This window comes from Brevibacterium sp. (genome assembly GCF_022712115.1).
GTDB lineage: Bacteria > Actinomycetota > Actinomycetes > Actinomycetales > Brevibacteriaceae > Brevibacterium > Brevibacterium salitolerans.
The window spans coordinates 12,734-29,120 of sequence record NZ_JALAHB010000076.1 but is presented as its reverse complement, the minus strand read 5'-3'; the positions used below and the strand labels follow the sequence as shown (position 1 = coordinate 29,120).

The window sequence follows — 16,387 nt, the reverse complement described above, 5'->3', positions numbered from 1 at the left end:
GCTCACCGCCGCAGGGCGAGGAGCAGGCCGTCCCACCCCTTGACGCCGACCGTCTGCAGCGCGGTGGCTTCGAGGGCCGGATGTGCGGCGACCGCGTCCACCACCGCGCGGACCCCTCGGACCCTGAGATCGTCGCTCGCGGAGTCGAGCACCGCACCGGACCGTACCACGTTGTCGATGACGATCAGGGCCCCGCGCCGGGTCAGGCGGAGAGCGGCGTCGAGGTACTGCGGGTTGCTCGGCTTGTCTGCGTCGATGAACACCAGGTCGAACGGCGGCACGTCCTCCGCGATGAGGCGTTCGGCTGACTCGGCCGCCGAGCCCACCCGCACCTCCACCCGCTCGGACACCTGTGCTCGCGCGACGTTCTCGCGGGCCACCCGGGCGTTCTGCTCCTCCAGCTCCAGGCTGACCACGCGTCCCGCGGGCCCCACCGCCCGTGCGAACCAGAGCGCGGAGTACCCGGCGAGCGTGCCGAACTCGAGGACCCGCCTCGCGCCGGTGAGCCGCGTGAGGAGGGCGAGGAACGCGCCCTGGGCAGCCGAGACGGCGGCGTGCGGCATCGTGGTGGCGCTGCTCGAGAGGCGGGCCGCTGCGAGGGCAGCATCCTCGTCGACGAGCGCGTCCGCGAGATACGCGTCGACGGCGTCCCAGGACGCCTCCGCCTCTTCCCGGGTGAGCTGCACGTCCTCCGGCCGCGCTTCCACCTGTCTGGTGCGCCGCGTCTCCTCAGTCATGTGCGTTCCTCTCTCCCGGCGAGCTCTCGCCGGGCCGTCGGGCCACGAAGACGAATTCCCGGCCGGGGCGGTCCGGCGCGTCTCGCACCTCCTCCACTGTGAACCCTGCCCTCTCCACCGTCTCCGCCAACGCCTCGCGGCTGCGGAAGCGCAGGGTCGAGGACGAATCGATCCGCTCCCCGTCCCGCCGGAACACGGTCACGGTCTCGAAGGTCACGAACTCTCCGTCGACGGAGCGCAGCTGTTCCCAGCGATCCGCCTCCCCCTCCGCAGCGGTGCGGACCGAGCGATGCGTCCGTGCCCGCGTCCAGTCCTCCCACGCGCGCCGTCGCGGATCTCTGGACTCGAAGACGAGGCGGCCACCGGGACGAAGCGCCGCCCGGATCGCGTGCAGACAGGACATCCACTCAGCGTCCGTGAGGAACACCTGGGCCACGTTCGCCGTCATGAAGGCCAGGTCCGCCTGCAGAGGCAGGACGTCCTGGGCGGTGCCGTGCACCCAGCGGACTGCCGCTGCACCGGGCTTCCCCTGCGCGACCGTGAGCGAGGCTTCAGCGGGATCCGCTGCGGTGACGCGCAGACCTCTGCGCGCCATCGAGGTCGCGAAGGCTCCCGTCCCGCAGCCGATGTCCAGGATGTGTGAGGCCCGGAATTCCTCCGCCATCGCCGCATAGGCCGCAAGATCGTCTCGGTCGCCTTCGAACGCATCGTAGACCGCGGCGAGCCGCGCATCGGCGAAGATCGCATCGGGTCCCGAGGCTGCAGAGGTCATGCGTCCTCGCCCTCCTGCGCGGTCTCCTGCTCGGTCTCCTGCTGACGCCATACGAGCACCGCGACGACGGCGATGAGGATCGCGGTCGTGAGGGCGAAGGGCACGGGCAGCAGCGGGTCGACGAGCACCAGCAGACTGCCCAGGGGGACGGCCGCGTTCACCCATCCGTCCGCACACGGGCGGATCGCAAGCGCCCAGACGCCGAACACGAACACGGCCAGGGGGATGGTGTAGGAGAACGAGGCAAGAGGCTGATGCAGGGAGCTGTGACCGGTGAGGAGGTCGATCTCCACCTCGATCCCGGCGGAGAACGCTCCGGCCGCGGCGAAGATGAAGTAGTGCCCGTAGCCGTAGAGCAGAGAGCCCCGGAGGCCTCTGATCGCATGGTGGTGGGGCGGCCAGAAGTAGATCCACCACAGCGCCGCGGTGGCGGTGAGCGTGAGCGCGGACACGGCGATGAGCGGGCCCAGCGTCTCCGCCTCATGCACGGCCTCGATGATCGCGTTGGCGGAGGCGAGGAGGCTCTCGCCCAGCAGGATCAGGGTGAACAGGCCGTAGCGCTCGGTGATGTGATGAGGATGCCAGGGCGTTTTCCCGGTGCTCTCGGCGACAACGGGCACGGCAAGCTCCGCGACGACCAGCAGGAGCATCGAGGGAGTGGTCAGCTGCGCGGGGAGCAGCAGGGACAGCAGCCAGAGCACCTGGACGACGGTCACACCCGCCGCGTAGATGTGCGTGGCGCGGCGGGACGGACCCGCGTGGCGGGATGCGCGCAGCCACTGCGCCACGAGAGCCAGACGCATGACGACATAGGCGAGGACGAGGACGGTGTAGTCACGCTCTTCGAAGGCCGGGCGGATCCCCGAGGCCAGCACGAGCACGCCGCCCATCTGCAGGACCGTCAGCACCCGGTAGAGCCAGTCGTCCGTGTCGAAGGAGGTGGCGAACCACGTGAAGTTCATCCACGCCCACCAGATGCCGAAGAAGACGAAGCCGTAGCTGAGGATCCCCTCGCGCACATGCCCCTCGGTGAGCGAATGGTGAAGCTGCACGGCTGCGATGCTGACGGCGACCACGAAGACGAGGTCGAAGAACAGTTCGAGCGACGACGCGACTCTGCCGGGTTCGTGCGGGTCCCGCGGACGCATGGGGCGGAGGCGCGCACGGGACAGTGCGGTCACGGGGCAGTCCCCTCGCGCATGCACCGGAAGGGACATGCGGAACCGCCGGGACGCACGGTCCGGCGCCGATCCGTTCCGCCGGAGCGGCCACGTGCCCGCCGCCTCATCGTGGCGCGTAGTGCAGGTAGACGGTGCCATTGCCGAAGACGCGCTGCTCCCTCAGGTCCAGCTCGAGGCGTGCGTCAGAGGGAAGGGCCGGCAGACCTCCGCCGACCACCTTGGGGACGACGAAGAACCGGAAGTCCTGCACCAGGCCCGCACGGATCGCCGCACTCGCCGTGGTGGGACCGAAGATCTCGACCTCACCATCCGCCTCCGCCACGATCCGCTCGAGCTCAGCCAGATCGAGGTGCGGTACGAGGCGGCTGTCCCCCGGGCCCAGGTCGGTCCGGGCGAGGGTGGACGAAGCGACGATGTGCTCCACATGCCGCCACCTGCGGGCGAACTCGTGCTCGGCAGCGGTCCAGGCCTCGGCCTCGGGCTCTGCTTCCCAGTACCGCATGAGCTGGTAGGTTCTGCGGCCCAGCACCTCGGTCGAGACCGCGGCCATCCGCTCGATGTGGAACTGGAACACCTCCCCGTCCGGAGCCGACCACTGGAAGTCCCCGCTCGCGTCAGCGGCATAGCCGTCGAGTGACACGGTCGCAGTGAAGCTCAGCGTTCCCATGATTGCTCCTCCATCGGATGCGGCTCACAGAGAGCTCAGTCCGAGCGTAGAACCACGGCGTCGCTGCGACAAGGAGAATGCGCCGACAAACCCGAGAACTGCGGCAGAGCGGGAGTAGCATTCTCCGCATGGGCATCAAACTGGAGAACGTGGGCATTGCGGTCCGCGATCTCGACGAGACCATCGCCTTCTTCACGGACCTGGGCCTCGAGGTCGTCGGCCGTGACACGGTGAGCGGCGAGTGGGCGGACACCGCGGTGGGCCTCGACGGCAACCACGCGAAGATCGCCGTGCTGCAGACCCCTGACGGGCAGGGGCAGATCGAGCTCTTCGAATACCTCCATCCGGACGCCATCGAGACGGAGCCGGTTCTCCCCAACGAGATCGGCATGCATCGCATCGCGTTCTCCGTCGATGACATCGACGAGGCGATCGCCACCGCTGCCAGGCACGGGTGCCGTCCGCTGCGCGGGGTGGCGGACTACCAGGGCGTGTACAGGCTCTCGTACTTGCGCGGCCCCAGCGGCATCCTCGTCATGCTGGCGCAGGAGCTGCAGAAGGACTGAGCGGGCTCATCCGGAGGCGCACCCGCCCCGGCAGCCGTCGAGGTGAGAGGTTCGTCAGCCCGGCAGTTCGCGGTCCAGGTGTGAGGCCGTCATGTGCTGATCGTTCTGCGGCAGGCCGTCCTGCTCCTGAGCCTCATCGTCCAGGACGATGGCCCGGAAGGCGAGCGGGAGACCCTGCGCCGTCAGCGGAGAGGGCCGATCCATCAGCTGCGCATGCACATGGGGTTCGCTGCTGTTGCCCGAATTGCCGCATCGGCCGACCTGCTGGCCGGCCCGGACCACATCGCCCCGCCGCACATTCAGCGAGTGCTGCTGCAGATGTGCGAGCACGGCGAATTCCCCGTCGTCGCCCCGGATGATGACGTGGTTTCCGAGGATGAACCCGGGGCCGCCCAGCTCCCGGACCATCCCCTCGACCATCAAGTAGACGAGGCCGAACCCGTTCGAACGGGCCCGATGGTCGCGTCGCCATCCCGAGGCGCGCACCACTGTGCCGCCGATCATCGCACGGACCGGCTGCCCGAACGCCGGATACTCCTGCGGCCTTCGCATGGCGGGTCCGCTGCCGAAGACCGGGCGGACTCCGGCTGCGGTCTCCGGCCCGCCCACCGCCTCGGCTCCGGCACTGGGGCCGGCCTCGGGCTCATGCACGAGATCGATCGCGTACGCCTGCCCATACATCCGGACGCCGTGACTGGGAACCTTCGTGGCGGGGCTGTTCATACCCAGCCAACGCCCCCGCACGGGCGAGGAGACCACACGGACCTCATGCGCCGGAAGGACGCGCGGGCCCAGGAACATGAGCACGACACTCAGAATGAACAGAGCCAGCGCAACGAACGCCAGCGGAGCCAGGACGCGGTGCACGCGCTCGTCCAGAGGAGCGGAGGTGGACAGCCCCACTGCGACGAGCACCACCACAGCAACGGCATACGCAAGAGCGCGGATCCGGTACGCGCCGATCACCAATCGTCTCACAGCTCCACCTCGCACAGCATCCATACTTCGTCAGTGTACGTTATTACGTATCAACGTAGTAGCAGAGAATGGATGCCGCCTGGAGCGGCGGGAGTCAGCCGTACCCACATCGAGGCGGGTGGCCTCGGGCTGCCTGTGCAGCTCCCCTTCCGCACGCCTGCACCCGGCAGTACGCTCATTGCCATGAGCGCATCGATTCAGACGACGAAGCACGTCTTCGCACTCGACTGCCCGGATGCCGCCGCACTCGGCGCCTTCTACGCACGCCTGCTCGGGTGGCGCACGCGCTCCTCCGAGGACGATCCCGGCTGGGTCAGCGTGGTCCCTCCGGCGGGATCCGAGAACGGCTCCGAGATCGCGTGCCAGCAGATCGAGGGATACCGCTCCCCCGACTGGCCCACCGGCCCCGTCCCCCAGCAGGCGCACCTCGACTTCTACGTCGAGTCCATCGCGGAGGCCGCACCCCTCGCGGAGGCCGCCGGGGCGACGAAGCACCCGGCCCAGCCCAGCGAGGACGGGAGCTTCATGGTGTTCCTCGACCCAGCGGGCCACCCGTTCTGCCTCTGCGAGAACTGAGGCCCGGCAGCGCGCGCCTCACGCAGCTCGAACCTGCCCCGCCCGGCCCGCGCCACCGAGGGGATGAGTCCTCAGCAGCAGACCAGCCACGCGAGCCCACGCGGCCGCACACATGGGATGACGATCACCCGAGGGCGGGTCAGCCGCGACCCTCAGGCCCCTCCCCCGCATCCACGCGGCGCAACAGGAGCACAGACACACGACACGCAGGCGCATCGCGGCCAGCCATCTCGCCCGCACCCCAATGTTGACACCGCACACTCCCGCCTTCTACCGTAATGTGTGCACTGACAACATTGCGTGCGGCGTGTGATGGAACCACCTCGGGAGCATCCGTGACGTCCCGACAGGACAGGGAAGGGCAGAGATCTGCGATGCAGACGATCCTCGGAGCCAATGGGCAGATCGCCGTCGAGCTGGCGCGCGAACTGCATCGAATGCAGACCGGAGAGCTGAGACTGGTGAGCCGGAGCCCTCACCCCGTCAATGCCGACGACGGCGTGGTGGCGGCCGATCTCCTCGACCCTGAGCAGACCAGGGCGGCGGTCGCGGGAAGCGACGTCGTCTACTTCGCGGCAGGGCTGCCCGCGAAGACCGAGCTGTGGGAGAGCCGGTTCCCGACCATGCTGGGCAATGCGCTCGACGCCGCCAGAGCTGCAGGCGCGAAGTTCGCGTACTTCGACAACACGTACATGTATCCGCAGGACGAGCGGATCCAGACGGAGGACACCGGCTTCGCTCCCGTGGGCCGCAAGGGCAGGGTCCGGGCAGCGATGGCACGGATGGTGCTCCAGGAGATGTCGCACGGGGACATCCCCGTCCTCATCGCCCGCGCCCCCGAATTCTACGGCCCCGGCCGCACGCAGGGCTTCACGAACTCCCTCATCATCGACCGCCTGCGGGCAGGCAGACGCCCTCTCATACCGGTGCGCGACGACCGGCTCCGCAGCCTCATCTGGACTCCGGACGCCAGCCGCGCCCTCGCGATGCTGGGCAGCACGCCTGACGCCTATGGACAGACGTGGCACCTGCCCATCGACGAGAGCAGACTGACCTACCGCGAGTTCGTGGACGCCGCGTCCGCGGCGTTCGGCACCGATCCTCGGTACACGGTTGTGCCGCAATGGGCACTGTATGCCGCCGGGATCGCGTCTCCGCAGGTGCGGGAGCTCCGGGAACTGCTGCCCCGCTACGCTCACGACAGCCTCTTCGACTCCGCGAAGTTCCGGAGCCGGTTCCCGGACTTCACCGTCACCAGCTACAGGGAGGGCCTCAGAGCCATCAGCGCGGAAGCGGGTGCCTCACGCTCATGAACCGGCTCCTGAGTATCGAGGTCAGTCACCGATGACGCGTTCGACGAAGGAGACGATCTCGCCCTCGACCTCGTCACGGATCTCGGGCTCGTTGTGCACCTCGTGGCGGAATCCCGCCCAGACGCGGGTGCGGACATCCGGATGGCCGGTGGCGGCGAGGGTGTTCGCGACGTGGTAGGCGCCCTCGCCGAAGTTGGCGACCGGGTCCTCGCTCCCCGCGAGGATGAGCACGGGCAGATCCGTTCGGACGGAGTCGTACCACGCAGCGCTGTTGACCGCGTCGTAGAGCGCCACGAAGCCGCGCAGGAACCGCACGCTCATGGGTGCACCGAAGTTGTTGAACGGATCGGTGGCATGGTCGCGGACCACATCCGCGTTGCGCGCCACCCAGTCGGTGGGGCCGGCATCCGGGCCGTAGCGCGAGACGAAGCCGTCGAACGTCTGCTGCACGAGCGCGTCGTCCACAGGCGCCTCGGCCTCGGGCGCAGCTGCCAGAGCGTCCCTGTCGAGGACATGCTCGATCCCGTGGAGCTGAGCCGCGATCCCGCCCAGCACGAGCGCGTCGATCTCACCGCTGGATTCCGCCGCCATCCCGCGTGCAATCATCGAACCCCACGAATGCCCGAAGACGATGTACGGCAGGTCCGGGTGCAGCTGCCGGACCCGCGTCCGGAGCTCCTGCTCATCGGCGACGACCACACGGTCCGCGTCCTCGCCGGCATCGGCCCAGATGCCGGTCGCCATCGCCGTGCGGCCGTGCCCGGCGTGGTCGTCCGCGACGACGACGAAGCCCTCGTCGAGCAGACGGACGATCAGGTGCAGGTACCGGCGCGAATGCTCGCCGAGGCCGTGGATCAGGTGCACGACGGCACGCGCCTGCACCGTGGGCTGGTACACCCAGGCGTGGATCATGTCCCGCCCGTTGTTCGAGGGGAAGCCGATCTCGATGAGCGCCATGGTGAGCTCCTTCGTGCATCTTCATGCGTCGGCGGATGAGAGCGGGCGAGCTGGCCGCACTCTAGCATCCGTCCGGACCGGTCAGATGCCGGATGAGGGCGTCGACGGGGCGTGGCACAGGCCGCCCGCCCGCAAGAAGCAGAATCTGACGATGCAGATCCACCGCCAGTGGGCGGAAGACGACCCCCTCACCGTCTTCCGGCTGCGCGGACGAAGGGATGCAGGCGACCGCGAGCCCTGCTCGCACGAGAGCCATCTGCGTCGACCGGTCCGCCACGAAATGGCGGACCTCGAGCTCAACGGCGGTGATGCGGGCCGCCTGGACGAGCGCACGGTGGCCGTCGGAATCCCTGGCGCAGGTCACCCAGCTCTCCGCGGCGAGGTCGACGAAGTCCAGCCGCTCTCTGCCGCGGAGGCGGTGCTGCTCCGGCAGAGCGATCCATGCGGTTTCACGACTCAGCGTCCGCGCGGTCACGCCAGTGGGAAGCTCGAGCGGCGAGATGCTCCACGACTCGGCGCACACGAGGTCGAGACGGCCGCCGGTCAGCAGGGCGAGATGGGCTGCAGTCTCGCCATCCTCGACGCGCAGCTCAACTCGCGGGTGCATGCGCTGGAACGATGCGAGCGCATCCGCAAGAGGCGTCCGGAGGAACGAGGCCAGGACCCCCATGCACACCCGCCCGACCAGTTCCTCGCCGTGGTGCAGATCATTCTCTGCTCGCGTCATGAGATCTGCGACTTGTGCCGCATATCCCGCGAGCACCCGCCCCTCGCTGGTAAGACGCACCCCGCGCCCGTCCGGAATCACGACCCGGATCCCCGCCTCGGCCTCGATCCGACGGAGCTGCTGAGAGACCGCGGGGCCTGTCATATGCAACAGTGCCGCTGCCCGTCCCACCGATCCTGTGCGTGCGACCGCATCCAGTATCCGCAGCCGGCTCCATTCCAGACTCATACGTCATACTTATCAGCACAGGGCAGATATGTGAACTAGTGCTAATCGTTCGGCGCTGACTACGGTCGATCCATGACACTCTTCCCTCCCGGCTCAGCCCGCGTGCACACTGTTTCCACAGCGTCGGTCATGGGCGGCGCACTGTGTCTGTCGGTGTCAGCGATCTTGGTCAAGCTCGCCGGTGTGGATGCAGCCACGACAGCGATGCTCCGCTGCGCTCTCGCGGTCCTCGTGCTCGTGCCGTTGGCCATCGGTGAACAACGCAGACGCGGGTGCCTCTCCCGGCCGGGCATCGGCTGGGCAGCCATCGCGGGGGTGGCGCTGGGCATCGACTACGCCGCATGGACCGCTGCGATCTACCAGGTCGGCGCAGGGATCAGCACCGTGCTGATCAACGTGCAGGTGATAGTGCTTCCTCTGCTCGCACTATTCATCGACCGCGAGCCGATAGCGAGGCGGTTTCTCCGGGCCCTGCCGCTGATGCTGCTGGGGATGAGCTTCGTCGGAGGCATCTGGGACGTGGCTGCGCTCGGCATGCGAACCGTCACGGGGACACTGCTCGGACTGCTCGCGGGTCTCAGCTACGGCGCCTATCTCTTCCTCACCCGCCGCGCCGCCCTGGACGAGCCCGGACGAGTCATCCAGCCACTGACGTGGGCGACTGCGTCGGCGGCTGTGACGACCGCACTCCTCGCGACATTCACCGGCGGTCCCCGTCTGACAGGCATCGGCGTGCGCTCATGGATGCTGCTGATTGTTCTGGCAGTGCTGGGTCAGGTCGTCGCGTGGCTGCTGGTCCACCACGGCAGCGCGAGGCTCGTTCCCTCCACCACTGCAGCGCTTCTCCTGGTCCAACCGGTGCTCGCGCTCGCGCTCTCGGCCGCAGTGCTGTCCGAGCATCCCACACGCCTCCAAATTCTCGGGGCGATCATCGTCATCGCCGCCGTAGCCGTGGCGAACGGACTCTTCAGACGTCGAACGGAAATCCAGCCCGGTCGAACGAAGTCGCAGCCTGTACACACGGACGATGCGGGCATCACTCGTTTCAGGGATTCGACGGGTCCGTCGCCGCGTCGCGGTGACGGACCCTTCTAGGAAAAAGTATGAAAACGTATCGCCCGGACCGGCTCCTCTGGCTCAATGGCGCATTCGGTGCGGGGAAGACGACCACGGCTCGGCTGCTCGCCCGAGCCGTGCCAAGGGCGGTCATCGTCGACCCGAGGAGGTCGGCTCCATGTTGAGGCCGGTTCTCAAGCCGGTCGCACCTGTGCGGGACTTCCAGGACTGGAGCGCGTGGCGGGAGATCACCGCAGTGACGATCGACTCCGTGATGAGGGAATTGCCTGACAGGGGCCCGCGACTGGTCATCGTGCCCCAGACGATCACCGCCGAGGTGCACTGGTCGCAGATCACCGCATCTCTCGATCCCGACACCACCCTCCTCCCGGTCGCACTGCATGTCACCCCGGAGGAGCATCGTCGCAGAGTTGCGGGTGGCACCGAGGAACCTGATGCCCAGAGATGGAGGCTTCGACGTTTCGAGAGGTCCCAGACACTCCTGCCGCCCGCGCCAGTGGGCAGGTGCGTTCGATCCATGGCACGATCGCGATGCGCAGTGGTCGGCATCGCGCCGGTCGGAGCGGTGTCGTCGCGAGCGACGCAGGCGTCGGAGCCACTTCCACCGGGTCACGGGACGAACGCCGAGGTCCTCGATCGTGACGCCGGGCACACGGTTCTCCGCGACGCGCACAACGACGTCGCGGAACTCCTCGGGGCAGGAGGCGGGCATGGTGTCATCCATCCAGACGCACCCCGCAGGCACGCCACCTCAGACGTCACCTATTCGCGCAGCAGAGCCATTGGACTAGAACTCACACTCACATGAGTTCCAAGCTGCACCGAGTTCCGTCATGGAAGACCATCTGCGGGTGGAGGACACGTGACGGTTACCTGACCGCGGGTACGTCACTCTCCTGCTCCCGTCGCGGCCGCGACCGCACGCGCCAGCCACGCCGGGGCGCGGCCGTGACGCTGGGGCGGGATCAGTTCACCGGCCTCGCAACACGCGACGAGTTGATGCGCCCGCCGCTCCCGCGTGGCAAACTGCTTCGCAGACATGATCCAGTGGCGAACCGTCTTGCGGTACCCCGGTGTTGCCGCGTCGAGAAACGCAACGGACCGCGGTGACGCGTCGATGATCGCCTGCAGCACAGGAGCGAGCTCCGCATCGGCGTTCTCGTGCGTGTAGACACCCGATCGGTCTGTGGAACGCTGCTCGTACGCCGCGATTCCCGCCGGATGCATACGACCCTGCGACATCAGCCGCTCGACATGCGCGATGTTCACGTTCGACCACGTGCTCCGGGAACTGCGCGGTGACCAGCGTTGACGGCGTGAGTCGTCGTCGATCTTTTGCGAGACCGAATCGATCCACCCGAAGCACAGTGCCTCGACCACCGCGTCAGCCCAGGTGAGACCGCGATCAGCGACATGGGCGAGACGGAGTTCCATCCACAGTTCGCTCTCGGTGTCGTGATAGTGATCGAGCCACGCGCGGAATTCGTCGGCGTCACGGAAGAAGACGGCCGGACGCTCGGCCGACCCGCCGGGGGTCCCCGGTCCGTGCTTCATGCGCACACTCCACTCGCCACGTGCGCGCGGCGTGCGAGAGCCGCGAAGGCCTCGGCGAGAGGAGGAGGTTCGACGTCGCCGATCTCGGCCTCGAAACGGAGGAACGCAGCGGCAAGCGCGCCCCATGACCACGATCCTGCGCGCAGTCGGCATCGCTCGTCGCCGAGTTCCTCGACGATTCCGTCGCCGGCGAAGGGACGCACGTCGCGTGCCGGCATCTCGAGGACCACCGCTCCCTCGCACGGCCAGCGATCGACGTGGTCCGAGCCTTTGAAACGCGCCGAGACGAACGCGGCAACGGAGCCGCCAGGAATGGCCCGCGGAGTGAAACGCGTCCCGTGCGGAGGGCGCAGCACCAGACGGTCCGCACGCAGCGTGCGCCAGTCGTCCAGATCGACGTCCCACGCGAGCAGGTACCACCGCCCACCAACGGTGACGAGACCGTGAGGCTCCAGGCGATACCGCTCGAGCGTCGCGTCCGCCCTGCTGTAGTCCACACGGAGGATCCGACGGTCGCGAACCGTGGCCGACAGCTCGACGAGTGCCTCGGGCGGCACGACGGGCGGAGGAGCATCGCCGGGGCGCACCGACAGCGACGTGACCGACATGCCGTCGAGCCGATGGCGCAGCCGGCTCGGCAGCACTTGACGCAGCGTGGCGAGTGCGCGCGCCGCACCCTCTTCGATGCCGCTTCCAGGGAAGACGTTGGACTCGAGCGCGATCGCCAGGGCGACCGCCTGGTCGTCGTCGAACAGCAGCGGTGGCAGGTCGGCACCTCCTTCGAGGCGGTAACCGCCGTCCGGGCCGGTGAGCCCGCCGATCCGATACCCCAGCGCGCGCAGCCGCTCGATGTCGCGACGTACGGTGCGCTCACTGACCTCGAGCCGCCCGGCCAGTTCGGACCCCGACCAGTCACGGCGCGCCTGCAGGAGCGAGAGGAGTTGCAGCAGTCGGGATGTTTGTTCGGCCATGACACCACGGTAAATCGAATTGCGGACAGAAGCTGACCTAGTTGGGGCGGATCGTGATCTGGTGCCGGGACAACCCGGCGGAGAACTCTCAAGGAGCTGAACCATGAGCATCATCACCACCACGCACCTGAACTTCCGCGGCGATGCCCGTCCGGCGCTCGACTTCTACCGGTCGGTGTTCGGCGGCGACATCACCGCCTCCTCATATGCCGACTTCGGCATGCCCGCCGATGCGCCCGGCGCAGAAGGACTGGTGTTCGGCATGCTCGCTTCACCGTCAGGCTTCCGGCTTATGGCGTATGACATCCCGAACCAGACGGGCGACTCCGTGGCCCATGCCGGCTCGACGACCCGAGAGAACGGGATGACCATCACCGACCAGCCCGCCTTCGTGTCCGTGCGCGGCGAAACTCTCGACGAGATCCAGCACTACTGGGGCAGCCTCACCGAGGGTGCAACGGTGATCGAGCCGCTCGCTACCTCCCCATGGAGTGCCGGATTCGGCATGCTCACCGACCGTTTCGGCGTGACCTGGATCCTCGACGTCGCTGCCTGATGCTGCGAACTCGTCGTCGGGGCACCGCACAGAGCGGCCCCGACGACCAGTCGTTGGGATCAACGATGCCGCGACCTCCACCGCACTCTAAGGAGGAGATCGCGTTGATCTTGCCACGGCGTCGGGCGTGAGGAACGGATCGGTGACAACTGATCGTTAGTGCCGGGAGGCGCTGGCGGGAAAGATGTCATCATGCCCGGTCCCTATCCGAGAGAGTTCCGCGAAGACGTCGTCGCGGTCGCCCGCCGCCGTGAGAGCGGCGTCACCATCAAGCAGATCGCCACTGACTTCGGAGTCAGCGAGGCGACGCTGCAGAACTGGCTCCGCCAAGCAGATGTCGAGGAAGGCAAGCGTCCCGGTCAGACGGCAGACGAGGCCGCCGAGATGCGAGAGCTGCGCCGCCGTAACCGTCTCCTCGAGCAGGAGAACGAAGTCCTCAGGAAGGCAGCGGCATATCTGTCGCAGGCGAACCTGAAACTGGGTGGCTCCCCAAAATGACGTACCCGCTCGTTGCCGAGCTCGCCGAGGCGGGGATCCCCGTCACGGTGTCGTGCCGGGTCCTGAAGCTCACAAGACAGCCCTACTACCGGTGGCGCAATGACCCGATCCGCGACGCGGACGTCCTCCGCGCGTATCGGATCAACGCCCTCCACGACGCGCATGAGGACGACCCGACGTTCGGTTACCGATACCTCGCTGACGAAGCACGCCGCGCAGGGTGGCGGATGAGTCGCCGGACGGCGTGGAAGCTGTGCTCGCAGGCTGGGATCCTCTCCTCCGCGCAACGCCGCCGGCGCGGGAAGGGCAAGAAGGCCGGCCCACCCGTGTTCGACGACCACGTGCAACGCGTCTTCCGGGCCGATGCCCCGAACCGGGTCTGGCTCACCGACATCACCGAGCACCGCACGACGACCGAAGGCAAGCTTTACTGCTGCGCGATCAAAGACGTCTTCTCAAACCGGATCGTGGGGTACTCGATCAGCGACCGGATGACCTCGAAGCTCGCGGTCGACGCACTCCGCAACGCCGTCGCCCGCCGCGGCGATGTCGCCGGATGCATCTTGCATGCCGACAGGGGCAGCCAGGGCGGATTCAACTGGTCGTCGCAACACCTCGAATCGGAGGTGTGTGATGGTACGTCGTCAGCAGGATTCGGATCGGGCGATCAGACCCAAGCTCTGCTCGCCGGGGCACCCGAAGTTCCAACGCCACGTCGAGGTCGCGTTCTGGGAGCAGATCGCGAAGGGTCTGCTTGCGGAGGAAGGCGCGGCAGTCGTCGGCGTCGCGCAGGCGGTAGGTGCACGGTGGTTCCACAAGGCTGGCGGCATGCCGCCATTCGACATCAAGCAGCAGCATTCGGGCAGGTATCTCTCCTTCGCTGAGCGTGAAGAAATCGCCCTGCTGCACGTCCAGGGCAAGGGCGTTCGCGCGATCGCCCGCTCCATCGGACGTGACCCAGGGACCGTGTCACGGGAGCTGCGTCGCGACGCTGCCACCCGCTACGGATCGAGCGGCTATCGGGCGTCGGTGGCGCAGTGGAAGGCCGACATGGCCGCCAAGCGCCCGAAGGTCGCCAAGCTCGTCGCCAACCCTCGACTACGCGCCTACGTCGAGGAGCGCCTGACGGGTCAGATTTGCTTGCCCGACGGCACGGTCGTGCCTGGCCCGACACCACCGCGCTTCACCGGGCGGGGCAAGCCGCACCGCAAGGATCGGGCGTGGACGCGTGCATGGAGCCCCGAGCAGATCTCGAACCGTCTGCCGATCGACTTCCCCGATGATGATTCCATGCGCATCAGCCACGAAGCGATCTATCAGTCACTGTTCATCGAAGGGCGTGGTGCGCTCAAGCGCGAGCTGGTGTGGTGCCTGCGCACGGGGCGGCCGCTGCGGGTGCCTCGCGAGCGGTCGCGCCGCAAGACATGGGCCCACGTCACCCCGGAGACGCTGATCAGCGAACGCCCTGCCGAAGCCGACGATCGGGCTGTACCCGGCCACTGGGAAGGCGACCTTCTCATCGGGCTCGAGCGGTCCGCGATCGGCACCGTCGTGGACCGCACTACCCGGTACACGATGCTCGTGCACCTTCCCCGCGAGGAGGGCTACCGGCACAAGGAGACACCGAAGAACGGGCCCGCGCTGGCCGGCTACGGTGCACTCACGATGGCGAAGGCCCTGACGAACACCATGTCGACACTGCCCACCGAACTGGCCCGGTCGCTTACCTGGGATCGCGGCAAGGAGATGTCCGCGCACGCCCAGTTCAAGGTTGCCACTGGCATTCCTGTCTTCTTCGCGGACCCGCAGTCGCCGTGGCAACGCGGCACGAACGAGAACACCAACGGGCTGCTGCGCCAGTACTTCCCCAAGGGCACCGACCTGTCGCGCTGGTCCGCCGACGAGCTCGCGGCCGTCGCGCACGCCCTCAACACCCGGCCCCGCAAGACCCTCGGCTGGAAGACCCCGGCCGAGGCCTTCAACGAGCAGCTACTGTTGCTTCCACAAGCCGGTGTTGCATCGACCAGTTGAACCTGGTCAGTTTCGGGCTCGGAAGACGATCCGGGCGCTCGCCCGTCACGGGCTGGTCGGATCGATGGGGCGCGTGGGCGCGGCCGGCGACAACGCCGCGATGGAATCGTTCTTCAGCCTGCTGCCGAAGAACGTTCTGAACCGCCGCTCCTGGGCGACCCGTGCCGAGCTCCGGATCGCGATCGTGACCTGGATCGAGCGCACCTACCACCGGCGCCGCCGTCAGGCCGCGCTCGGGCGTTTGACGCCCATCGAGTTCGAGACCATGATGAACCCACCCCTGGCCCTCGCGGCCTAAACAACAACTGTCACCCATTCCTGCATCAGACCCCGGTCCACCAGACCGTCGCTGGATGCCTGCTCGTCACGAGATCGAACGCATCATTGGCGTATGGAAGGGGAGGCTCATCAGGGTCGGCGACCACCACGACACCTCGCGGATGCAGTTTTCGAGCCGCCTTCGCGACATTAGGCGGCCATGATTCGGTCGCCACCGCTGTGCGAGGGAAGACCTCTGCCTCGGCGAGAACCTCTCCCCCGCCCGTTTGGATGTCGAGGCTCGCGTACGCGCGCCCCAGACGCTTCGACAGCTGCCGAGCGTAACCCCACGGCGGCCGCTCTTCGGTCGCGCGCCCATCAAGCCAGGAGAAGTCTCAGCCCGACACGTCTGCTGATTCGCCCAGGTCGACGAGCCTGTCGAAGTGATCCATCACTCCATCATGACACGTCGGGGACGATCAGGTCCGTAGCGCCATCGCGCCCCAACACAACCACACGAGAACAATGAATTGCACTGACAAGACATTGAATCCGAATTCAACCACGTTCCGGCACGGAACAACGTTAGCGGGCTGGACAGGCGGGCGTGCCCATCGCTCCGACCGGTCGAAGCATCTGTCGAATGTGCAACGCCGCCTAGGATCGCCATGAAGGATCTAACGCTGCCCCGCTGCTCGCGCTGGGCTAAAGACGCAGCCCTGAAGCCCTTGCTAAAATCC

General features: G+C 67.5%; 19 protein-coding genes and 1 pseudogene. 10 read left to right on the top strand and 10 right to left on the bottom strand.

The window, feature by feature from the left end; genetic code table 11:
- Positions 1 to 2: 2 nt before the first annotated feature.
- The 4 genes from Q0A33_RS04660 to Q0A33_RS04645 all read right to left on the bottom strand — a co-directional run bounded on the left by Q0A33_RS04660 (position 3) and on the right by Q0A33_RS04645 (position 3,357).
- Entirely contained in the window at positions 3 to 737 is a 735-nt protein-coding gene (locus Q0A33_RS04660; RefSeq protein WP_363316534.1) for an O-methyltransferase, read from the bottom strand.
- Positions 730 to 1,509 (bottom strand): class I SAM-dependent methyltransferase, encoded by a 780-nt coding sequence (locus Q0A33_RS04655; protein WP_291793826.1) that lies wholly within the window; start codon positions 1,507 to 1,509, stop codon positions 730 to 732. The genes Q0A33_RS04660 and Q0A33_RS04655 overlap by 8 nt, the downstream gene beginning before the upstream one ends.
- Positions 1,506 to 2,681 carry a low temperature requirement protein A gene (locus tag Q0A33_RS04650; RefSeq protein WP_291793905.1) on the bottom strand — a complete coding sequence of 392 codons (1,176 nt, stop codon included), beginning with the start codon at positions 2,679 to 2,681 and terminating at the stop codon, positions 1,506 to 1,508. The genes Q0A33_RS04655 and Q0A33_RS04650 overlap by 4 nt, the downstream gene beginning before the upstream one ends.
- A gap of 112 nt (positions 2,682 to 2,793) precedes the next feature.
- The gene (locus tag Q0A33_RS04645; protein WP_291793824.1) at positions 2,794 to 3,357 is read right to left on the bottom strand and encodes a dihydrofolate reductase family protein; all 564 of its coding nucleotides are present in this window, start codon (positions 3,355 to 3,357) and stop codon (positions 2,794 to 2,796) included.
- Between the two features lie 128 nt (positions 3,358 to 3,485).
- On the opposite strand from Q0A33_RS04645, the gene Q0A33_RS04640 reads away from it, so the two are divergent.
- A complete protein-coding gene (locus Q0A33_RS04640) occupies positions 3,486 to 3,923 on the top strand; it encodes a VOC family protein (protein WP_291793821.1) in 438 nt (145 codons plus the stop codon).
- Between the two features lie 54 nt (positions 3,924 to 3,977).
- Here the strand turns inward: Q0A33_RS04640 and Q0A33_RS04635 are convergent, their stop codons facing one another.
- Positions 3,978 to 4,901 carry a M23 family metallopeptidase gene (locus tag Q0A33_RS04635; RefSeq protein ID WP_291793818.1) on the bottom strand — a complete coding sequence of 308 codons (924 nt, stop codon included), beginning with the start codon at positions 4,899 to 4,901 and terminating at the stop codon, positions 3,978 to 3,980.
- A 183-nt stretch (positions 4,902 to 5,084) separates the two neighbouring features.
- Here Q0A33_RS04635 and Q0A33_RS04630 point away from each other — a divergent pair, with 183 nt between their 5' ends.
- Together Q0A33_RS04630 and Q0A33_RS04625 are read left to right on the top strand one after the other, a co-directional pair.
- Complete coding sequence (locus Q0A33_RS04630) at positions 5,085 to 5,477, top strand: VOC family protein (protein WP_291793815.1); 393 nt, start codon at positions 5,085 to 5,087, stop codon at positions 5,475 to 5,477.
- Between the two features lie 374 nt (positions 5,478 to 5,851).
- Complete coding sequence (locus tag Q0A33_RS04625; RefSeq protein WP_291793812.1) at positions 5,852 to 6,790, top strand: NAD-dependent epimerase/dehydratase family protein; 939 nt, start codon at positions 5,852 to 5,854, stop codon at positions 6,788 to 6,790.
- A gap of 21 nt (positions 6,791 to 6,811) precedes the next feature.
- Here Q0A33_RS04625 and Q0A33_RS04620 read toward each other — a convergent pair whose 3' ends face one another.
- Entirely contained in the window at positions 6,812 to 7,747 is a 936-nt protein-coding gene (locus Q0A33_RS04620) for an alpha/beta hydrolase (RefSeq protein ID WP_291793809.1), read from the bottom strand.
- A gap of 61 nt (positions 7,748 to 7,808) precedes the next feature.
- Positions 7,809 to 8,702 (bottom strand): LysR family transcriptional regulator, encoded by an 894-nt coding sequence (locus Q0A33_RS04615; RefSeq protein ID WP_291793806.1) that lies wholly within the window; start codon positions 8,700 to 8,702, stop codon positions 7,809 to 7,811.
- A 72-nt stretch (positions 8,703 to 8,774) separates the two neighbouring features.
- On the opposite strand from Q0A33_RS04615, the gene Q0A33_RS04610 reads away from it, so the two are divergent.
- Both Q0A33_RS04610 and Q0A33_RS04605 read left to right on the top strand, forming a co-directional pair.
- Entirely contained in the window at positions 8,775 to 9,797 is a 1,023-nt protein-coding gene (locus Q0A33_RS04610) for a DMT family transporter (protein WP_291793803.1), read from the top strand.
- A 139-nt stretch (positions 9,798 to 9,936) separates the two neighbouring features.
- Positions 9,937 to 10,587 carry a hypothetical protein gene (locus Q0A33_RS04605; RefSeq protein ID WP_291793800.1) on the top strand — a complete coding sequence of 217 codons (651 nt, stop codon included), beginning with the start codon at positions 9,937 to 9,939 and terminating at the stop codon, positions 10,585 to 10,587.
- A gap of 80 nt (positions 10,588 to 10,667) precedes the next feature.
- Here Q0A33_RS04605 and Q0A33_RS04600 read toward each other — a convergent pair whose 3' ends face one another.
- Together Q0A33_RS04600 and Q0A33_RS04595 are read right to left on the bottom strand one after the other, a co-directional pair.
- Positions 10,668 to 11,333 carry a YdeI/OmpD-associated family protein gene (locus Q0A33_RS04600; RefSeq protein ID WP_291793798.1) on the bottom strand — a complete coding sequence of 222 codons (666 nt, stop codon included), beginning with the start codon at positions 11,331 to 11,333 and terminating at the stop codon, positions 10,668 to 10,670.
- Positions 11,330 to 12,304: a WYL domain-containing protein gene (locus tag Q0A33_RS04595; RefSeq protein ID WP_291793795.1), complete on the bottom strand. Its 975-nt coding sequence runs from the start codon at positions 12,302 to 12,304 to the stop codon at positions 11,330 to 11,332. Before Q0A33_RS04595 ends, Q0A33_RS04600 begins: the two co-directional genes overlap by 4 nt.
- A gap of 103 nt (positions 12,305 to 12,407) precedes the next feature.
- Between Q0A33_RS04595 and Q0A33_RS04590 the strand changes: the two genes are divergently transcribed.
- The 5 genes and pseudogenes from Q0A33_RS04590 to Q0A33_RS04570 form a co-directional block, all read left to right on the top strand.
- The gene (locus Q0A33_RS04590; protein WP_291793792.1) at positions 12,408 to 12,860 is read left to right on the top strand and encodes a VOC family protein; all 453 of its coding nucleotides are present in this window, start codon (positions 12,408 to 12,410) and stop codon (positions 12,858 to 12,860) included.
- 192 nt (positions 12,861 to 13,052) lie between these two features.
- Positions 13,053 to 13,358, top strand: coding sequence for a transposase (locus Q0A33_RS04585; RefSeq protein WP_087625650.1), 306 nt, complete (start codon positions 13,053 to 13,055; stop codon positions 13,356 to 13,358).
- Complete coding sequence (locus tag Q0A33_RS04580) at positions 13,355 to 14,242, top strand: DDE-type integrase/transposase/recombinase (protein ID WP_291793786.1); 888 nt, start codon at positions 13,355 to 13,357, stop codon at positions 14,240 to 14,242. The genes Q0A33_RS04585 and Q0A33_RS04580 overlap by 4 nt, the downstream gene beginning before the upstream one ends.
- Complete coding sequence (locus Q0A33_RS04575) at positions 14,187 to 15,389, top strand: IS30 family transposase (protein ID WP_291793783.1); 1,203 nt, start codon at positions 14,187 to 14,189, stop codon at positions 15,387 to 15,389. Before Q0A33_RS04580 ends, Q0A33_RS04575 begins: the two co-directional genes overlap by 56 nt.
- A gap of 7 nt (positions 15,390 to 15,396) precedes the next feature.
- Positions 15,397 to 15,687 (top strand): annotated as a pseudogene (locus tag Q0A33_RS04570) (integrase core domain-containing protein); the annotation flags it as partial.
- A gap of 25 nt (positions 15,688 to 15,712) precedes the next feature.
- Here Q0A33_RS04570 and Q0A33_RS16560 read toward each other — a convergent pair.
- Positions 15,713 to 15,940 (bottom strand): methyltransferase domain-containing protein, encoded by a 228-nt coding sequence (locus Q0A33_RS16560; protein WP_363316535.1) that lies wholly within the window; start codon positions 15,938 to 15,940, stop codon positions 15,713 to 15,715.
- Positions 15,941 to 16,387 lie beyond the last annotated feature (447 nt).